Source organism: candidate division WOR-3 bacterium, from assembly GCA_016926475.1.
Taxonomy (GTDB): domain Bacteria; phylum SDB-A; class SDB-A; order SDB-A; family SDB-A; genus JAFGIG01.
In genome coordinates this window covers 15,664-33,238 of record JAFGON010000082.1, presented here as the reverse complement: position 1 = coordinate 33,238, position 17,575 = coordinate 15,664, and the positions used below count along the sequence as shown (strand labels likewise).

Annotated in this window: 18 protein-coding genes; 15 read left to right on the top strand and 3 right to left on the bottom strand. The window is 42.8% G+C overall.

Features of this window, described 5'->3' with window-relative positions; genetic code table 11:
* Nucleotides 1–65: 65 nt before the first annotated feature.
* The gene (locus tag JXA84_08300) at nucleotides 66–1,871 is read right to left on the bottom strand and encodes a peptidylprolyl isomerase (protein MBN1151201.1); all 1,806 of its coding nucleotides are present in this window, start codon (nucleotides 1,869–1,871) and stop codon (nucleotides 66–68) included.
* A 199-nt stretch (nucleotides 1,872–2,070) separates the two neighbouring features.
* Here JXA84_08300 and JXA84_08295 point away from each other — a divergent pair, with 199 nt between their 5' ends.
* The 15 genes from JXA84_08295 to JXA84_08225 all read left to right on the top strand — a co-directional run bounded on the left by JXA84_08295 (nucleotide 2,071) and on the right by JXA84_08225 (nucleotide 14,694).
* Nucleotides 2,071–2,511, top strand: a complete 441-nt coding sequence (locus tag JXA84_08295; protein ID MBN1151200.1) for a D-tyrosyl-tRNA(Tyr) deacylase — start codon at nucleotides 2,071–2,073, stop codon at nucleotides 2,509–2,511.
* A complete protein-coding gene (locus tag JXA84_08290) occupies nucleotides 2,512–3,438 on the top strand; it encodes a YicC family protein (GenBank protein ID MBN1151199.1) in 927 nt (308 codons plus the stop codon).
* Nucleotides 3,435–4,052 carry a guanylate kinase gene (gmk, locus tag JXA84_08285; protein ID MBN1151198.1) on the top strand — a complete coding sequence of 206 codons (618 nt, stop codon included), beginning with the start codon at nucleotides 3,435–3,437 and terminating at the stop codon, nucleotides 4,050–4,052. Before JXA84_08290 ends, gmk begins: the two co-directional genes overlap by 4 nt.
* On the top strand, nucleotides 4,028–4,279 hold the full coding sequence (locus JXA84_08280) for a DNA-directed RNA polymerase subunit omega (GenBank protein MBN1151197.1): 252 nt from the start codon (nucleotides 4,028–4,030) through the stop codon (nucleotides 4,277–4,279). Before gmk ends, JXA84_08280 begins: the two co-directional genes overlap by 25 nt.
* The gene (coaBC, locus tag JXA84_08275) at nucleotides 4,279–5,454 is read left to right on the top strand and encodes a bifunctional phosphopantothenoylcysteine decarboxylase/phosphopantothenate--cysteine ligase CoaBC (protein MBN1151196.1); all 1,176 of its coding nucleotides are present in this window, start codon (nucleotides 4,279–4,281) and stop codon (nucleotides 5,452–5,454) included. The genes JXA84_08280 and coaBC overlap by 1 nt, the downstream gene beginning before the upstream one ends.
* Nucleotides 5,432–6,136, top strand: a complete 705-nt coding sequence (locus JXA84_08270; protein MBN1151195.1) for a uracil-DNA glycosylase — start codon at nucleotides 5,432–5,434, stop codon at nucleotides 6,134–6,136. Before coaBC ends, JXA84_08270 begins: the two co-directional genes overlap by 23 nt.
* Nucleotides 6,130–7,503 carry a replicative DNA helicase gene (gene dnaB / locus JXA84_08265; GenBank protein ID MBN1151194.1) on the top strand — a complete coding sequence of 458 codons (1,374 nt, stop codon included), beginning with the start codon at nucleotides 6,130–6,132 and terminating at the stop codon, nucleotides 7,501–7,503. The genes JXA84_08270 and dnaB overlap by 7 nt, the downstream gene beginning before the upstream one ends.
* A complete protein-coding gene (locus JXA84_08260; GenBank protein ID MBN1151193.1) occupies nucleotides 7,493–8,293 on the top strand; it encodes an ABC transporter permease in 801 nt (266 codons plus the stop codon). The genes dnaB and JXA84_08260 overlap by 11 nt, the downstream gene beginning before the upstream one ends.
* A complete protein-coding gene (locus JXA84_08255) occupies nucleotides 8,290–9,036 on the top strand; it encodes an ABC transporter ATP-binding protein (protein MBN1151192.1) in 747 nt (248 codons plus the stop codon). Before JXA84_08260 ends, JXA84_08255 begins: the two co-directional genes overlap by 4 nt.
* 90 nt (nucleotides 9,037–9,126) lie before the next feature.
* Nucleotides 9,127–9,999, top strand: a complete 873-nt coding sequence (locus JXA84_08250) for an MCE family protein (protein MBN1151191.1) — start codon at nucleotides 9,127–9,129, stop codon at nucleotides 9,997–9,999.
* Nucleotides 10,000–10,001: 2 nt separating this feature from the next.
* Nucleotides 10,002–11,348 carry a DNA repair protein RadA gene (radA, locus tag JXA84_08245; GenBank protein MBN1151190.1) on the top strand — a complete coding sequence of 449 codons (1,347 nt, stop codon included), beginning with the start codon at nucleotides 10,002–10,004 and terminating at the stop codon, nucleotides 11,346–11,348.
* A complete protein-coding gene (locus tag JXA84_08240) occupies nucleotides 11,345–11,992 on the top strand; it encodes a hypothetical protein (protein MBN1151189.1) in 648 nt (215 codons plus the stop codon). The genes radA and JXA84_08240 overlap by 4 nt, the downstream gene beginning before the upstream one ends.
* Complete coding sequence (locus tag JXA84_08235; GenBank protein ID MBN1151188.1) at nucleotides 11,974–13,104, top strand: 2-C-methyl-D-erythritol 2,4-cyclodiphosphate synthase; 1,131 nt, start codon at nucleotides 11,974–11,976, stop codon at nucleotides 13,102–13,104. The genes JXA84_08240 and JXA84_08235 overlap by 19 nt, the downstream gene beginning before the upstream one ends.
* Nucleotides 13,105–13,202: 98 nt before the next feature.
* A complete protein-coding gene (locus JXA84_08230) occupies nucleotides 13,203–13,811 on the top strand; it encodes a small multi-drug export protein (protein ID MBN1151187.1) in 609 nt (202 codons plus the stop codon).
* The gene (locus JXA84_08225) at nucleotides 13,774–14,694 is read left to right on the top strand and encodes a tRNA-dihydrouridine synthase (GenBank protein MBN1151186.1); all 921 of its coding nucleotides are present in this window, start codon (nucleotides 13,774–13,776) and stop codon (nucleotides 14,692–14,694) included. The genes JXA84_08230 and JXA84_08225 overlap by 38 nt, the downstream gene beginning before the upstream one ends.
* Nucleotides 14,695–14,710: 16 nt before the next feature.
* On the opposite strand, the gene JXA84_08220 is transcribed toward JXA84_08225, so the two are convergent.
* The gene (locus tag JXA84_08220; GenBank protein MBN1151185.1) at nucleotides 14,711–16,750 is read right to left on the bottom strand and encodes an aminopeptidase; all 2,040 of its coding nucleotides are present in this window, start codon (nucleotides 16,748–16,750) and stop codon (nucleotides 14,711–14,713) included.
* 256 nt (nucleotides 16,751–17,006) lie between these two features.
* Nucleotides 17,007–17,534: a hypothetical protein gene (locus tag JXA84_08215; GenBank protein ID MBN1151184.1), complete on the bottom strand. Its 528-nt coding sequence runs from the start codon at nucleotides 17,532–17,534 to the stop codon at nucleotides 17,007–17,009.
* Nucleotides 17,535–17,575 lie beyond the last annotated feature (41 nt).

Sequence of the window (17,575 nt, the reverse complement as noted above, 5' to 3'; positions counted from 1 at the left end):
ATATTGACCGAACAGGGCTGGATTTGACTCGAAGAATTCAAAATTATTGCGACGAAAATGTCCTTTCATTCACCTGACCCGTTGAGTTTGTACCTCAAATCTCTTATTTCACCTGTTGAAAACGCCTTTTCGAGAACGCAGGCGCTCCACTGACTCATGAATTCCCTGCCCCTGACGAGGCTCAGGTTGAACCAATACGCCGGAAGATCATTTTGTATGAGAGAGTCGGAGAGCGTCTCTTTCTCGATGAGATGAACTATATAATAACCGCCGGAACCTTTTATCGGACCGTAATAACCGGGTTCCTGAGCCGTCAATCCCGTCATTTGGACTACCCCTCCTGCTGGAGAATTTTCAAGGTCATCGTAAAACACATGGGTCAAAGGAGAGTAATAATCCCCACCAGAAGATGAAACAGACGAAGATAAATCTTTGCCCTCTCTTATCAACTCAGAGCACCTAAGGGCGTTCTGAAGACAAATCTCATTGCCGGTTTCTCTGAGAAGAGAATCTGTAAGCCAGCCCCTTAACTCCTCGAAAGGAATTTCACTGGGCGGCAGTTTTTTAACGGTTTGGATCACGGTAATGTTGTCGGATCCGATGTAAGGACCTCCGATTTCTCCAGAGTCCGCAGAAAAGGCGAAGTTCACCGCGCTCTGGATAAAACTGAATTCGGGTGGGTATTTCCCCCACCTGTCAAAAGGTTTAGATTCTTTTAATTCCAGCGAGAACAATACAGCTATCGAATCGAGGCTTAAAAACTTAGAGTCCTCCATAATTCTTGTCATCAAATCTAAAGATCTCTGATCTCTCTCAGGATCTCCTTTTACCTGGAGGAGGATATGAGAGACTTCGACAGAATCTTCCGTCCTGTTAGAGACTTGAATTACGTGCCAGCCCCAAACAGTTCTTACAGGGCCCACAACACTACCTGAATCAACAGCAAAAGCACTGTCAATGAAGCTTTTGTCAATATTCGAGTTTTTTCCAATCCACCCCAGGTATCCGCCGGAAGAAGCTGTGTTGTAATCCTCGGAATACTGCTGGGCGAGATTAGAAAAAACAGTTTTCAGCGAGTCACCCTGTAATCCCTGGAACCTCTGCATCAGGTTGACGGTCTTTCTTTCAGTTCTCAGCCAGTCGTCTTCCTGAGGCCCATAGGCTATCTCTATGTATTTTACGACAGCTCTTGAAGGAAGAACTGTATATCCCTTCGCTCTAAGGGATTCAAAAGAAGACAAGAGAGTTGAATCGTCTATTGTCCTGTCGGGCTGAATATCCCGTGTCTTGAAGAAAGCGTATTCGGAAGTATATTTGTCGGTCTGAATCCTCATTCTTAAAATTGCCTGAACAGGAGATATCCATGCCGAAAGCCCCATGAATGCTTTTAACTGTTTCGCGGTCTCTCTTGTCTCTATCATCGACAGAAAATCTTTCTCGGATATCATTCTCTGTTGAGCGTGAAATCTGTCGTAAAAACTGAGTGTATCCGAAATCAAACGCAAGTAGTTTTCACTCAAGGAAAAACCCGCAGTCGCCGCCCTGTTTCGCAGCACTTCGTCAAGCGCCATAGAGAGAAAAACTCTTTCGGCTATGGCGTCTCTTTCTTTTTCGCCAATATATTGGCCCCTGTTCTGAATACTCGCGGCTTCACGGGCGACTTCGAGTTCGTAAAAAACATAGGGCGTCTCTTTTCCCCTCACAACAAAAGCTGTATCCTTAAGGACTTCATCAACATTTTGAGTTCTTTCCCTTCCGATTATGCTGGCAAGGCTGTCCCACAACTGCGACCATCCGAACATTACAACAAAAGCGATCGCAACAATCCAGAATATTATCGCCATATGTTTTCTAAAACGCTCCAACACCATATTTTGACTTCTCCTTTCCGCCTGATGACGAAAACAACTTATTTTTATTCGATTATTGTCTGATTTCCAAAGATTATGAGTATAAACCAAATCCTTCCAAATAAACAATAAAAAAGTTTGATATGTCGGCTTTTTTTTATTAAGATTATGGAAAAACATTTTCTACCATATAATCGAAAATTCGTCACAGGAAAAGACCATGATAGCTCTGGTGCAAAGAGTAAAAAAAGCGAGTGTTGTCTCGGAAAGAGGCCACAAATCTTCCATCGAAAGGGGGCTTCTCGTCTATTTGGGAATCCAAAAAGGGGATACGGAGAACAGAGCTTCCGCACTTGCGTCAAAATTGTTGAATGCCAGGCTTTTCGATTTCAAAGACAAACCTTTTGAAAAAAGCGTTTCTGCGACAGCCCTAAATATAATGTTGATCTCTCAATTCACTTTATGCGCCAGTACGGATAAGGGAAGAAGGCCAAATTTTGAGAAAGCTATGGCTGCAGAAAGCGCAGAAAAGATTTTTGATTTCTTTTTCAAAAAAATTCTGGAAAAAATACCCCGCGCTCAAAAGGGCGATTTCGGGGCTCACATGGAAGTAGATTCCGTCAACGACGGTCCTGTTTCCCTAATATACGAGGAGGGTTAATTGCCAAACAGCATGACAGGTTTTGCGCATACGGAAAATGAACTCAAAGATGGCTCTACGATCTCCGTTGCCATCAAATCTCTCAACCACAGGTATCTCGACGTCAACCTTAACGCAATGCAAGAAATCTCAAACATGGAACCTCAAATTACCAAACTCGTGCAAAAGTATATGAAAAGAGGGAAAATATACGTTTCAATAAGTTTGAAAAGCCAATTTTACCAAAATGGACCTTTCTCCTTCGATGAAGAAGTCGCGAAATCTTCGATGGAGAAACTTGAAGAACTCCGAAAAATCCTCAAAATACAAGAACCCGTTCACCTAGAACACATTTTAAAGCTTAACTTGGCTCCTCCTAGGGAAGAGCAAATCCTAAACGAAGACATATGGAATTCCGTCAGGGAAACTTTAGATAAAACTCTCGAGGACTTGTCCTTGAAGAGGAGACAAGAAGGTGAAATACTGTCGCTTGCGATTCTGAACTTCCTCGGCGGCATTAGAGATTCATTGAAGAGGATTGAAAATAAAGCCCCTACAGTAAAAGAGGAAAAGGAAAAAAAACTCAAAGAGATACTCGAAAACCTATTGGAAGATTTCTTTGCATCCAAGACGTATCTCTCCGAAGAGGACAAAAAATGGTTCAGAAATTTAATAGAAGCGAGAACACTGTCTGAAATTGCAATTTTCACAGACAGAATAACAATCAAAGAAGAAACGGAAAGACTCAACATACATTTGGACAATTTCAGAGAGACAATTAAAAAAGTGTCGCCGGTTGGGAAATCTTTGGATTTTTTAGTCCAGGAAATGCAAAGAGAAGCCAACACAATATCTTCAAAAGCCCAAAGCGCCGACATATCCATGGAAGTTGTACGTATAAAAGAAAACCTTGAAAACATCAGGGAACAGGTTCAAAATATAGAATGAGAAAAAAACTGATGATAACAGTTTCAGGCCCTTCTGGAGCAGGTAAAACCACAATATGCAGAGAGTTAAAAAACAGAACCTCTGGTATTGATTACATTGTTTCAGCGACATCCCGGCCGAAACGAGACGGTGAAACCGAGGGCCAAGACTATTTTTTCGTGACGGAAAATCAGTTCAAAGATAAAATCAAGAAAGATGAATTTCTTGAATGGGCTGTAGTTCACGGTTTTTATTACGGCACGCCTTTAGATCAGGTTGAAAATACTCTGAAAAATGATAATATATGCCTTCTCGATTTGGACGTACAAGGAGCGGCAAAACTTTTAGCTAAGTACCCGCTGGCCATTACGATTTTTGTCCTTCCGCCTTCTCCCGAATCACTGGAGTTAAGACTCAAAAGGAGGGGAACGGAATCTTCGGCAGAATACGAAAAGAGAATCGAGAACGCAGGGGATGAATTGAAAAATATAGGTTTATACAAATACGCTGTCAGGAACGATGACATCGAAGAAGCTCTTCGCCAGATTCAAAGTATCATAACAGCGGAAAAATGTCTTGTAGACGCTGAATTAATAAAGGAGGTAGAAAGTTGGATAATAAAAATTTTAGAATAGCCAAAGATGAACTTCTTGAAAACGAATCAAATTTATACGAAATCACGATAGCAGCCGCGAGAGAGGCAAAGAGGATAAACATAATAGCAAAAAACAGAGCCGTCCAGCTCGAGGAAAAGCCTCTAGTGACAGCTTTTAAAAAATTAAAAAAAGGCGAATTGAACTTTTTCTACCTTGAAGAAGAAGAAACCGAGGAAAAACAAGAAAAGACCGAAAAGAAAAATTGATGGGTAAAATTCTCATCGGGTTGACGGGCAGTGTTTCACTTTACAAAATGCCGTCTGTCATCAGAAGACTTAGGGAAAACGGGCACTCTACAAAAGCCGTTATGACTTTATCTGCCCGTAAGATGATGGGAGAATCCATTTTTGCTGCTGTGACAGGGTCTCGTGTCTACACAGACACTTTCGAGTCTTACGACGGATTCACGATCCCACACATTGACCTGGGCAAGTGGGCTGATGTAATTTTGATATCCCCAGCCAGCGCCGACTTCATATCCAAACTCGCTCAAGGATTCGGAGACGACTTGCTTTCTGCGACGGTTTTGGCTCGAGGAAACAAACTTGCAGCTATAGCTCCGGCGATGAACGTCAACATGTGGACGAATGCGATAATCCAAAAAAACGCTGAAAGCTTGAGAAATTGCGAATTTCATTTTATCGGCCCAGATTCTGGATCTCTCGCCTGCAACGACACCGGTAAAGGGAGACTCGCTGACGAATCGGCTATTATCGCAGAATGCGAGAGAATAATGTCAAAAGGAATCTTGAAAGGAAAAAGTATTCTTGTAACGGCGGGACCGACGTTCGAGAATATCGATCCTGTCAGGGCTATAACAAACTTATCCAGCGGAAAAACCGGCACGGCAATTGCTCAAGAAGCCTTCAAGCAAAAAGCTGAATGCATCCATTTCGTCAGCCCTCCACAGATAGCGGCTCCCCATGGTTGCCTGCACCACCCCTCTTTGTCCTCAAAAGATTTTCTCGAATCAGTATCGGAGCTACTCCCTAAATGCGATATTTTGGTCATGTCAGCCGCTATTAGCGACTACAGGCCTTCTTATTACTCGAAAGACAAATTGAAGAGAAAACAAGAAAAACTTATCCTTCAACTCGAACCCACCGAAGATATACTCTTAAAAACGGCTGAATTCCGGAAGAATGTTTTCACTGTCGGATTCGCGCTTGAGACCGGTGACATTATTCAAAATGCCCAAAAGAAAATTCAATCAAAAAAAATCGATTTGATCATCGCCAACTCTGAGAATACCATCGGATCAATGTTCTCGGACGCGACCTTTATTGACAGGGATGGATCTGTGATTGAGTCTTTTGAAAAAATTTCAAAAGAACATTTAGCTGAAAAAATTATACTGTATGCCTCAAAAGCCGCCAATTGAAAAAGACAAACTGATAGCGCTCCTCGAAGAACTCCAAGAAGAGGGCGTAGAAACAATCCCGGATTTTCAAGAAACCTCAACCCTGAATGTTTCGTTTAACAAAGAAACTGAACTGAGCCTGATAAACGAAAAAATTAAATGTTGCGATAAATGCCCTCTCTCAAAAACAAGGACGAATCCAGTTTTCGGGGAAGGCAGTTTCGACTCTGAAATAGTATTCGTCGGAGAAGCGCCGGGTCAAGAAGAAGACCTCACGGGCAAGCCTTTCGTTGGCCGGGCTGGAAAGCTTCTGACAGACATAATTGAAAAAGGTATGAAAATGAGCAGAAAAGATGTTTTTATCTGCAACGTGCTCAAATGCCGCCCTCCCGGAAACAGAGACCCCAAACCTGAAGAAGTGGAGCAATGCATTGGCTATCTTATAGATCAGATTCACACCATAGATCCGAAAGTTATATGCGCCCTTGGCAGGCACGCCGCATCTGTTCTTTTGAACAAAGGACAAAAACTCTCTGATTACAGGGGTACGACACACCGGTTCGAATCTTACCCTGTCATAGTGACTTATCATCCCAGCGCATTGTTGAGAAATCCAAACCTTAAAAAGCCTACCTGGGAAGACATCAAGATTCTCATCAGAATCGCCGAAGGCGAAGACCCTGACGAGATTGGAGCATGGTGATGGCCGCAGAAAAAAGGGGGTCTCTCCCCTCTTCTCCCGAAGCCGAGGCTGCCGTTTTGGCGTCCTGCATGTTGAGCGCCGACGCCTGTTCTCTCGCCGCTGAAAGGCTTACTTCCGAAGATTTTTACATTCCGGCTCACAGAATAATCTTCCAGGCAATTATGAAGATTTTCAACGAGATCTCAAACCCTGTCGTGGATCTCGTGACTGTAGGCGACGAGATACGAAGAATGAAGAAAATCGATGAAATTGGAGGTATTTCTTATCTGGCAGAACTCGAAGGCAGCTTGCTCGGAACAGCTTCGTCAAATACAACCGAGTACATTAAGCGCGTAAAAGATTCTTCAATTCTGAGAAAGCTTATTGACGTTTGCCAGGGAATCATATCGATCGCCTCGACATCCGACATGGATTCTGAAGAACAGCTGGACAACGCAGAAAGCCTGATTTTCAGGATCAGACAGGAAAGAAAATCCTCCGATTTCGACGAGATATCGGACATCGTTCACGAAGCCATAAAAGAAGTCGACAACCTCTACCAAAACAAAGGCAAAATATCAGGGATTGAGACTCATTACTTCAAACTCGATCAGATCACAAGAGGGCTTCAAAGACAGGAATTCATAGTTCTCGCAGCCAGACCAGGGATGGGAAAGACGGCTTTCGCGATCAATATTGCCACTGAAACAGCAATAAAAAATCAAGTTCCAATTCTGATTTTCAGCCTTGAAATGAACAGCCTGAGAATAGTCAGCAGAATGATAGCGAGTCTAGCGAGGGTTGACAGCCAGAGGATAAACACCGGCTTTATATCACACGCGGATTTCGACCAGTTGACAAGCGCGGCTTCGAAAATCGCTACCACTGACATTTACATAGACGATTCTTCGGCGATGTCGATTTTGGAACTCAAGGCAAAAGCAAGGCGTAAAGCGGAAGACTTGAGCAAAAGAGGCAAAAAGCTCGGTCTGATAATAATTGACTACCTTCAGCTTATCAGATACACGGAAACTCGAGTTGAAAACAGACAACAGGAAGTAGCCAATATTTCAATGGCCCTCAAGGCTCTAGCCAAAGAAATCGACGTTCCGGTTCTCGCTCTTTCGCAACTGAGCAGAGCTTCCGAAATGAGAACCGAGAGAAAACCCCAGCTTTCCGATCTTCGTGAATCCGGAGCGATTGAACAAGACTCAGACGTCGTGATGTTTTTACACAGGGACTACTACTACACGAAAGATGAAGAGGAAAAAAATAAAGCAGAACTGATAATAGCAAAAAACCGAAACGGCCCCACAGATATCATTAAATTGTATTGGACACCGGAGTATTTGAGATTCGACTCAATAGACATCTCGGATGAAGACTAAAATCATCAGAAATTCAATCGACGGAGCGTATTTCCTTTTCAGGGACTGGCTTAAAAATCTTCTCGTTCTTATCAATTCGATTTTTCTGTTCATTGTTGAAATGCTCAAATCCTTTGAAAAACCGGGAATTCTACTGAAATTGACCGTCGAACAGATGTACTTCACCGGCAACAAGTCTTTGCCGATAATCATAGTTTCTTCTGCAGCTATTGGTCTTGTGACCACTTTCCAGGCCAAGTTTCAAGGCAGGGGTATTATACCGGACATATACATATCTACGGCTCTTGTCAAAGCCACACTCGAAGAACTGGGTCCACTCCTCACAGGCTTGATGCTCTCAGGAAGAGTCGGCGCGGCTATGGCAGCTGAACTCGGAACAATGAAAGTGACCGAACAGATAGACGCCCTTTCCGCGATGGCGATAAATCCATTCAGATTCCTCGTCTTGCCGAGATTTTTAGCGGTAATTTTAATGACTCCAGTGCTGACAATCATATCAGAAATATCCGCCGTCACAGCGGGTTATCTTCTGGCAACCCTTTCTATGGGAATACTCCACGACACTTTCATGTCCGGGATGAAATTCAGCTTTATGCCGGTCGAACTTTTCGGCGGACTTGTCAAAGCTTTTATCTTCGGAATGATAATTTCCATAGCGGGGACTTACACCGGTTTTCACGCCGACGGAGGGGCAAAAGGAGTTGGTCAGGCGACGACGAAAGCGGTTGTTTCGGCGTCTGTTCTCATATTAATAGCTGATTACCTTGTCGCGAGAATATTTTTCAGATGATCTCCATAAAAAACATTAAAAAAAAATTCGACTCAAAAATCATATACGAAAACCTCTCTCTCGACATCGATGAAGGTGAGAAACTGGTCATCATAGGGCAATCCGGCGTCGGGAAAAGCGTCCTTTTGAAGCACATGGTGGGATTGATAAAGCCGGATTCAGGACAAATTTCAGTCGACGGAGAAAACCTCGAAGAGGTAAAAGTACAGGAATTATTCAGAATCCGGAAAAAATTCGGTTTCGTCTTTCAGGGAGGAGCTTTGTTCGACTCAATGTCAGTTTTTGAAAACGTTGCCCTTCCCCTTGTTGAACATTCGAAAATGAATCAAACTGAAATCAAAAGCAGAGTATCCGAAAAACTTGAGATGGTAGGCTTGAAAGGGACAGAGGATTTGGAGACAGCCGAACTTTCAGGTGGAATGAGAAAAAGAGTCGCCATTGCCAGGGCGATTATTATGGAGCCCGAATATATTTTATACGATGAACCGACAACTGGCTTGGATCCAATTCTCGCTGAGCACATAAATGAACTGATAGTAGATTTGAATTCAAGGTTGAATATAACGAGTATAGTGGTAACCCATGATATCGCTTCGGCATATTCAATTGCTTCGAGAATAGCGATGCTATACAAAGGCAGAATAATACACTCAGGGACTACAGAAGAGACGAAAAAATCCAAAAACCCGTACCTTGAGCAGTTTCTTCTAGGGAAAATTGATGGTCCCATCGAATTGAACTGACAGGAGCCCAGTGAATTTGCCATGAACTCCGGTTTGAAATATAATTAAAAACTGTAATTAATACGTTTTTTTTATGGTATAAATACGCTTATGAAACACATAGAGAAAAGCTATTCATGGAAGGTGACAGTTCTCGCAGTGATAAGTATTGTTATACTTGTAACGGGCTATATTTTCCTTTCAAACATTACGTTTTCGAAAAAAGGATACAGAATCAGGGCTGTTTTCAACAATGTCAGCGGCCTTTTTGAAGGGGCGGATGTTCAAATTCACGGCGTCACGAGAGGGAGGGTTTCAAACATAACCATCCATGATAAAGCCGTTGAAGTTGAAATGCTCATAGATAACGATGTAAAACTAAACGCAGATGCTAGGGCTGGGATATACCAAACTTCTCTGATATCAAACGTTAAATACATTAACATAACCCCCGGCACCCTTGCCGTAGCTTTTGACACTTCGAAGTTCATGCCGACCGAACCTGTTATGATATTTGACATGGGACAGTTTTCAAAAGCCGTAAAAGACGTTGAGGTGCTCGTTTCAGACATTAGGAGCAATTTCGACACCTCGGCGGGTGAACTCATAAAGGAGACGACCGTTTTGGCTGTTGACGCGCAAACGACAGTTCACAATTTGACTTACCTCCTTGCGGAGCTTCGACAGGCAACAATTCAAGCAAAGTCTAGTTTATCAGCGATTTCAGCGGAGATGTCGGAAAAAAGCGCAAAGATTGACAAGACAATCGAGCTTATGGACACAACCCTTATAAAAATGGACACGGCCTTGACCCTGCTGATTGAAATTGAAAGATCCATCGCCCGAGGAGAAGGAACTTTGGGCAAGCTGATCAAAGAAGATTCTCTCTACTACGATTTGAGAAGAGCCGTGAATTCATACGAATACCTCGCTAATGACATAAGAACAAATCCGAGGAAGTACATAAACCTCGAAGTCTTTTAGGTATGAAAAAAAACACAAGAGCTAAATTCGTCTGTTCAAACTGCGGAGAGACTCTGACAAGATGGCAGGGAACTTGCCCTCATTGCGGATCCTGGGACACTGTCGTCGAAATTCAGGAATCTTCTTCCACGAAAGTTAACGCCGGGATAAAAGATATAACTGCTTTCGATGAAAACTCGGAAAAGATGCTCTCCGGGATGGGTGAATTCGACAGAGTCCTCGGAGGCGGTTTGATACCGGGATCGGTGATACTAATAAGCGGAGAACCTGGCATAGGAAAATCTACCTTTGTCCTGCAGACGGCTACCAGCACTGCTGAAAATTCAAAAAACATACTCTATATGACAGCCGAAGAGAGCATGCAGCAGCTTTTAATGCGAGCAAGGAGAATCGGGGCTTCTTCCGAAAAACTCAAGTTTATAGCCGAGAACGATTCGAACGAAATTCTAAAAACTCTTGCTCTCGGAAAATTCGACGTAGTTATTCTCGATTCGGTTCAGACTGTTTTCAATCCAGCCATAGAGAGCATTACAGGCAGCGTGAATCAAGTCCGCAGTGTCTCCGAACTGATGTGCAACTTTGCCCGAAAAACCGGAGCCATTGTTTTTTTGATCGGGCAAGTAACAAAGTCCGGTGATTTAGCAGGCCCAAGATCGCTCGAACACCTGGTCGACGTTTTCCTCTCGATAGAAGGAGACCGCAGGCAGGATTTTCGCATTCTCAGGTCTTACAAAAACCGCTACGGATCAACCGAGGAGATAGGAATTTTCAGGATGACCGAAAGCGGTTTTGAAGAGGTAAAAGACGCGACCGAAATACTGCTTGACAAAGAAAAAAGCATTTTACCACCGGGGACAATCAGAGGGTCGGTTATCGAGGGAAACCGTTCATTTATCGTTGAAGTAGAAGCTCTCACTGTTCCTTCAAAATTTGGAGTGCCGGCAAGGGTCGTCAACGGATTCAACCAAAAAAGGCTCTCCATGCTTCTTGCCGTTCTCGACAAGTGGCTTAACGCAGACACCTGGAGTTATGACATCTATTGCAACGTCGCGGGAGGTCTTCATGTATCTGACACCGCCCTTGACCTCTCGGTCGTTCTCGCCGTCGTATCCTGTTATTCCGGAATAAGCGTCCCCGCGAGAGCCATCGCTTTCGGCGAAATAAGTCTTTCCGGCGATGTCAGGCCGGTAAAAAGACAAGAATTGAGGCTGAAGGAATGTAAAAGGCTCGGATACGAATCTGTAATTTCTCCCCATTTAAAAAAAACAGGAGGTTTCCAGGTCAAAAACATACCCGAAGCTGTAAAAGTTTTGAAGGAACTGTCCGCGAACAAGCGTAAAGACCAATGAATTTGAAACAATACATTAATCGGTTTTTTGAGAGTAAGTCCAAGTTGATACCCACTTCTCTCGCATTCTGCGACATGAGACTCACGCCTTTTCTGGAAAACTTTCCATTCGATTGCGAACTCCTGATGCTTTCTTCATGGGTTGATTTTTTCTATGAATTGTCGAATTCTTCGTCAAGCAACAAAAAAGACGGAAAAATTGCAGTCTCCAACATTGAAAAAATCGGAAAAATCGAAAACATCAGACTTTTAAAAGTTGATTCGTGCAGCAGCTATTCTGATCTTCTAAAGAAAAACAAAGACCATTCAAAGACTTTCATAATTTCTTCTGAAAACGAAGCTGACCATCTTGTGATGCTTTATTCTTTGAAAAATATGAATTTTGACAAATTCGAAAGTTTTTTACTGGACAAATACTGGGTAGGAAAATTCCTAAGGGTTAAACCGCTTGAAAAAAGCGAAACCGGCTTTAAAGGCAAATTGCCGGACGGCACTGTTTACTTTATCAAAAGTGAAGATCACATCCTGGAAAAAGAAGTGACTTGCCGGGTTTCAAGTTACGTCAAATCATCAGAAGGTACCACACTTTTTCTCAAAAGAGAAAAACAATCCAAAAGAAAATTTCTATGGGATTTAGTGCAGTAATAGTGGCGGGAGGCTCGGGACGCAGATTCTCGGGTCCCATCCCGAAACAAGCCCTAATGCTCTTCGGGCTTAAAATGTGGGAATGGAGCGTCAGAGCTTTCGATTCTGCGGATGAATGCGAAGAAATCATTGTAGTCACCCCAAAAGACGCTGATCCCAAGGACGGCATGTTTCACACCAGACAAAGATTCAAACATCCTGTCATATTCACTGTGGGCGGAAAAGAAAGACGCGACTCAGTCTTCAACGGCGTTGAAATTTCAAAATCTAAATTTGTCGCAATACACGACGCGGCAAGACCTTTTATAGGCAAAGACCTCATAGAAAGGCTCTGGCAGGTATGCCGCAAAGGAGTCCCCGTTATCCCTGTAGCCGAGATTTTTGACACCATAAAGGAAGTCGACCACGGTTTTGTAAAAAAGACAGTTGACCGTAAGTACCTCCGCAGGGCGCAGACCCCTCAATTTTTTCCTAAAAGCCTTATAGGCGAAGCTCTGGGATCCTGCCAGGAGACTTTGACCGACGATTCATCATACGCGGAAAAACTCGACTTGCAAGTTATGACAATTCCCGGGGATGAAAACAATTTCAAAATAACCACTGCAGATGATTTTCAAAGGGCGAAAATTATCATCTCTTCCTATTCAAGGGTTGGCTTCGGGCTGGACTTTCACAGACTGTCCGAGAACAGAGACCTCATAATCGGAGGCGTGAAGATACCCTTTGAACTCGGTCTGCTTGGACATTCCGATGCTGACGTACTTTTGCACGCGATTACCGACGCGCTTCTGGGAGCCTGCGGAATGAGGGATATAGGATTTTATTTTCCCGACAACGACCAAAAATACCTGGGTGTCTCGAGTTCATATCTTCTCGAAAAGGCCTACGAAAAATCCGGTTTTCCTCATATCCTCAACGTAGACTCTGTAGTGGTGGCACAATCCCCTGCTCTCAGCCCGTATATTCCAGTGATGATAAAAAACATATCGAGGATTTTAAGCTGCAACGAGTCGTCTGTCTCCGTCAAAGCGACGACAAGCGAAGGAATGGGTCCTGAAGGCGCTAAAGAAGGCATCTCGGCGAGGGCTGTAGTCAACTTGCTGAAAATATGAGACTTTTCTTTACTGTCACATTGGTCTCCGTTGCGGTAATGATTTTCTACGCGTCAATTTTTCCCTCCTCAACCGATTCGAGTTTTGTAGGGGGCGAAATGTCTCTTAAAGAAAAATTCACAGAGAACCTGAAAAACAGGGGAATACCTCCCGACTTGATAGTCATCCTCATTTCAATGCTGCCGATATTCGAATTGAGAGGAGGAATACCGGTCGGATTGCTGACTCTGGATTTGCCCTATTGGCGAGTTTACTTAGATGCTATACTGGGAAACATGATCCCTGTTCTTCCTGTTTTGATTTTCACAGGAGTTATCTCAAGGTTTCTTTCCAAAAACAAAAAAATGGAAAATCTTATCAGCTGGTGGTTTTCAAAAACCAAGAAAAAATCACATTCAGTAGAAAAATACAAGTCTCTGGGGTTGATGCTCTTCGTCGCTATTCCGCTCCCCGTGACAGGCGCCTGGACAGGTGCTTTTGCCGCTTACCTCGCAGGGTTGGACGTTCGAAAATCTTTTCTTGCCATTCTTTTCGGGGTGGCGGCCGCCGGAATCATCGTCACCGTGGTCACTCTTCTTTTATCAAGAATAGGCTGGATAGGCGCAGTAATACTCTCTCTGGTAGTTTTGTCAGCCATGGGTTCTTCTTTTTACAGCCTAATAATAAAAAATGAGAATAGAACTCGCCCCTCTCGACGGAATAACTGATTTTCCTTTCAGGTGCATCTGCAAAAAATGCGGTGCTTCCCATCTGACTACGGAGATGATACCGGTGCAAGGGATTTTATCAAACCCCGAGAGATACCTGAAAAAAGCGCATTTCACCGAAGCAGAAAGACCTATCACTGTACAAATAGTAGGGTCCGACCCTGTCAAAATCAGAAAAGCGGTCTCTTCGGTGAACGGTTTGGAACCAGATTTCATAGAGTTGAATGCTGGATGCCCGGCGCGGAAAATAATTAAATCCGAAAACGGCGCCGCTCTCTTGAAAGATTTGTCCCGTTTAAAAATCTGCGCGGAAGCGGTTTTGGAAGAATCAAAAAAACCCGTGACTATCAAAATCCGAACTGGCTTCGACAGGGAAAACCTTCTAGAGATAATATGTTCTCTGGAAACCATGGGTGTAGAAGCGATAAAAATTCACGGGAGAACAGCTTCGCAAAATTACGCTGTAAAAGCCGACTGGGATCTTTTGATCAGCGCCGCGAAAAAGACAAAGACACCCGTTGTAGGCAACGGCGACATTGATTCTTATGAAAAAGCGGTTTCTCTGCTTTCCCATAAAGTTTTTTTAGGTGTTATGATCGGAAGGGCGTCGAGAGGAAATCCCTGGATATTTTCCGGTAAAATACCATCCTGCGAAGAAAAAAAAGAAATCATTGGACAACATTGCCGCATGGCTGTCGAATTTTACGGCGAAATCCACGGAATGAGAATAATGAGAAAACATTTGTTGTGGTACTTAAAAGGCGTTAAAAACTCCAAAGACTTGAAAATCTCGGCTTCAATAATCAATTCGTTATCCGAATCATATAAAATTATAGGCAAAATAGATTGTTCAGACAATCCCTGGGTCGAAGCACAAAACTGAAAACCAGTTACTGCACCTAACTCTTGTCGAAGACCAAATTCAATTCTTCGGTACCTTTTACCGTGAATTCTCCGTCTTTTATTATATACTCTTCCGAATTCGAGCTGACAGCTTTTATGAAAGCAATTTCGTCATAAGGCAACGATATGTCGGTATGAATGAAAAAATAGGCTTTATTCACGTCCTCATTTCTCAGAAGCGTTCTCTCGTTATCCCTGGCCACCATCTCCTTGCCGTCAAAGTCGTTGTAGATCTTCATGTCTTCCTGAAAAGCAAAACACGTGTCTCCTACTGCGAAATGAGGCCCCATTTTTTCGATAATCAGCACTGGCAGCAGGTGAGTTATCCCCCATTTTTTGGCCGAAACATAAGCGAGTGTGTTGGTTCCAATGGCAAATTCCCCCATTGGCAGCGTTTCGTGAGGAAACAGTAGATTCTCTTTAATGTATTTTTTGTTTTCTTCAGGCTCTTCAAAATTCGAGCAGTTATAAGAGACCACGAATCCATTTTCAAAGACCAGTTCAAGATCCACAAATTTTAAACTGTTCAAAAACACTTCTTTTACGTGAAGAATTCCTTGGGTTCCGTTTAATACCGGAGAGGTGAAAACTTCACCAAGCGGTATATTCAAATCAGCCAGGCAATTGACGAATTTTGTCTGCTTCTCCGGATTCTCAATGCTTTTGAGGGCTACTTTTATGTCTGTCCTGTTTTCTCCCTTGCCCTTTACTTGGACGTAATCTCCTCGGTCGAGGACATCTATTATTCTTTTCTGAATCAATCCGTATTTTTCATTGTCGAGAAGGTTTATTTCGATTGTGTCTGAGAATATACCTTCAAAATTGTCGCCGATTTCTGGCGATGGAAAAGCAATTATGGTGAAGCTTATCGCAGACATGGGCAAATACTTTTCCCTGATCTGCATAGTCTCTGATTTTAGCCTCTTGTCGAGATTTTTTTGGGTGTCGGAGGGCTGGTACCTCACCGACTTGATTTCCGGTACAAAAGGAACTTCTCCGAATTTAGCGACGTTTATGAGACCGGACACTTTAGACAGTGTGTCCTTGAATTCTTCCATAATCATCCCCGTAGATTCGATAATCGAATTGGTGTATTCTTCATCCAAATAAAGACTGTCGCTGAATTTAAAATCGTAGTTTGTCTGCTCGTTGATCGTCGTCGAAGACATGCCCATATACAAGACTTCGAAGTTTTCAGCGATCAGTCTCTTCTGAAGATAACGCAGAATCGCTTCTTGTCCTATTGAACCCAGCAACAACACGTATGGTTTGCCCTCCCAGGTCTTGCCTGAAATCTTGAATCCCCTAATATAGGCGTCATAAATTTTATCTCCGAGTTCTTTGAGTTTGTCATCTGGGTAACTTGAAAGGAATTTTGCCATTCTTTTTTCATTGTCTGAAACGTACCTCCCGTAAGAAAATATATATTTAGGGTCCGACAGATCGCTATTTCCAATTACCTCTTTAAATAAAGAAAATTCAGGATCGAATTGCTCTTTGAAAATTTGCCTGACTTCATCTGTCTGTAGATTTTTCATATCAGACAAAATGATTTCTCTTAATTTCTCGGTTGAATCCTCTCCGGTTCTCGCGGCTTCCCAAATTTTGATGATTTTTTCCAGATAACGGACCATGAAGAATCTTCTGTTGCTGAAACAGAATCGGAGGTTTTTGTAGACCTGGTTGCAGAAAAATGAGAGAAGCTTGCCTTTTTCTTCTCCAAACTTTTCGGCGCAGTGCTCAAGGTCTTCAAACCCACCGCGATACTCTGAAGCCAGCCTGTGAAAATACACCTTTCGATTGTCTTCCTCGAGAACCTGAAAAGTATTTTTTTCAAAATAACCCGGTTTCACTCTAGATTCGATTTCCGCAATTTCCAAGACTTTTTTTGTCAAAGAATAAACATATTCTTCGATTTCAAGTCTGTCGGGTTTCTCCAACGCTTTTTTGATCTTTTCTAATTCGGCTATCTTCTCTCTGTAGACTTTATCGGTTTTAGAATTTTCTTCCTTGAAATACTTTTCTGTATCGAACATCCGTCCTCCTATAATTGTTTTTTTATTGATTAGACGGTTTTTTCAATATAAAGTTCTCATCAATTTAACCAATTCGAAAAATATATACCGTCCATAGGATTATATAATTTTAATCGGGGAAAACATAATTAAATCAAAGCAACTCATGAGGTTTTCCTTACGCTCCTTTTTTGACTTTGTTTTTTTCGACATAATATCGAAAACTCGGGATGTCCGGAACTTTGGGTTTAATACCTGAAAAACAACCTTTGGCTGTTTATTGAAGGGGTTTTTGAACGTCGAGAAGAAGGCTGCTGTATTCAAGGGCTTTCCAGTAGCCGTCGTCTTGTTTCGAAAGCGTTATCGGCCTTGGGGTGGATGCACCGGAGCATTTTACGAACAGCTTAAATCTGCAGTCTCCCATCGCTTCACTGTATTTATTGCTTGAAAATTCGAATTCTATTGGCATTTTTTCAATTTTATAACCGTTTTTTGGGTCGGTTCCGACCGCGTATGAATTGAACATGTACTCTTTGCCGGTTGACTGCATCGATATGAACCTCAGATCTGACTGAAATAGTTCGGGAATCGCTCCTTGTTTCTTTACCGTCCTCGAAGGATCTACTACTGAAGCCAGCATTTTGAGTCCTTCATCTTTGTTTTTGGAAAAAAACATCAGGGCGACAATCAGACAGGCGGAAGCTCCCTGAGGGGTCGTCCCCATAGCCGCGTAAACTTTCAGGAACTCTTCATGATTTTTCGGGAAACCACCCAATTTCTTTTTCCATACACCGATTTTGTTCAAGCTTCTCCCGTCTTTTTTAAATAAAATACTCTAAATTTCCA

Coding starts and splice junctions, on each gene's coding strand:
- JXA84_08300 (MBN1151201.1), bottom strand. CDS start 1,871: ATGGTGTTGGAGCGTTTTAGAAAACATATGGCGATAATATTCTGGATT.
- JXA84_08295 (MBN1151200.1), top strand. CDS start 2,071: ATGATAGCTCTGGTGCAAAGAGTAAAAAAAGCGAGTGTTGTCTCGGAA.
- gmk (MBN1151198.1), top strand. CDS start 3,435: ATGAGAAAAAAACTGATGATAACAGTTTCAGGCCCTTCTGGAGCAGGT.
- coaBC (MBN1151196.1), top strand. CDS start 4,279: ATGGGTAAAATTCTCATCGGGTTGACGGGCAGTGTTTCACTTTACAAA.
- JXA84_08270 (MBN1151195.1), top strand. CDS start 5,432: ATGCCTCAAAAGCCGCCAATTGAAAAAGACAAACTGATAGCGCTCCTC.
- dnaB (MBN1151194.1), top strand. CDS start 6,130: ATGGTGATGGCCGCAGAAAAAAGGGGGTCTCTCCCCTCTTCTCCCGAA.
- JXA84_08260 (MBN1151193.1), top strand. CDS start 7,493: ATGAAGACTAAAATCATCAGAAATTCAATCGACGGAGCGTATTTCCTT.
- JXA84_08255 (MBN1151192.1), top strand. CDS start 8,290: ATGATCTCCATAAAAAACATTAAAAAAAAATTCGACTCAAAAATCATA.
- JXA84_08250 (MBN1151191.1), top strand. CDS start 9,127: ATGAAACACATAGAGAAAAGCTATTCATGGAAGGTGACAGTTCTCGCA.
- radA (MBN1151190.1), top strand. CDS start 10,002: ATGAAAAAAAACACAAGAGCTAAATTCGTCTGTTCAAACTGCGGAGAG.
- JXA84_08240 (MBN1151189.1), top strand. CDS start 11,345: ATGAATTTGAAACAATACATTAATCGGTTTTTTGAGAGTAAGTCCAAG.
- JXA84_08235 (MBN1151188.1), top strand. CDS start 11,974: ATGGGATTTAGTGCAGTAATAGTGGCGGGAGGCTCGGGACGCAGATTC.
- JXA84_08230 (MBN1151187.1), top strand. CDS start 13,203: ATGTCTCTTAAAGAAAAATTCACAGAGAACCTGAAAAACAGGGGAATA.
- JXA84_08225 (MBN1151186.1), top strand. CDS start 13,774: ATGAGAATAGAACTCGCCCCTCTCGACGGAATAACTGATTTTCCTTTC.
- JXA84_08220 (MBN1151185.1), bottom strand. CDS start 16,750: ATGTTCGATACAGAAAAGTATTTCAAGGAAGAAAATTCTAAAACCGAT.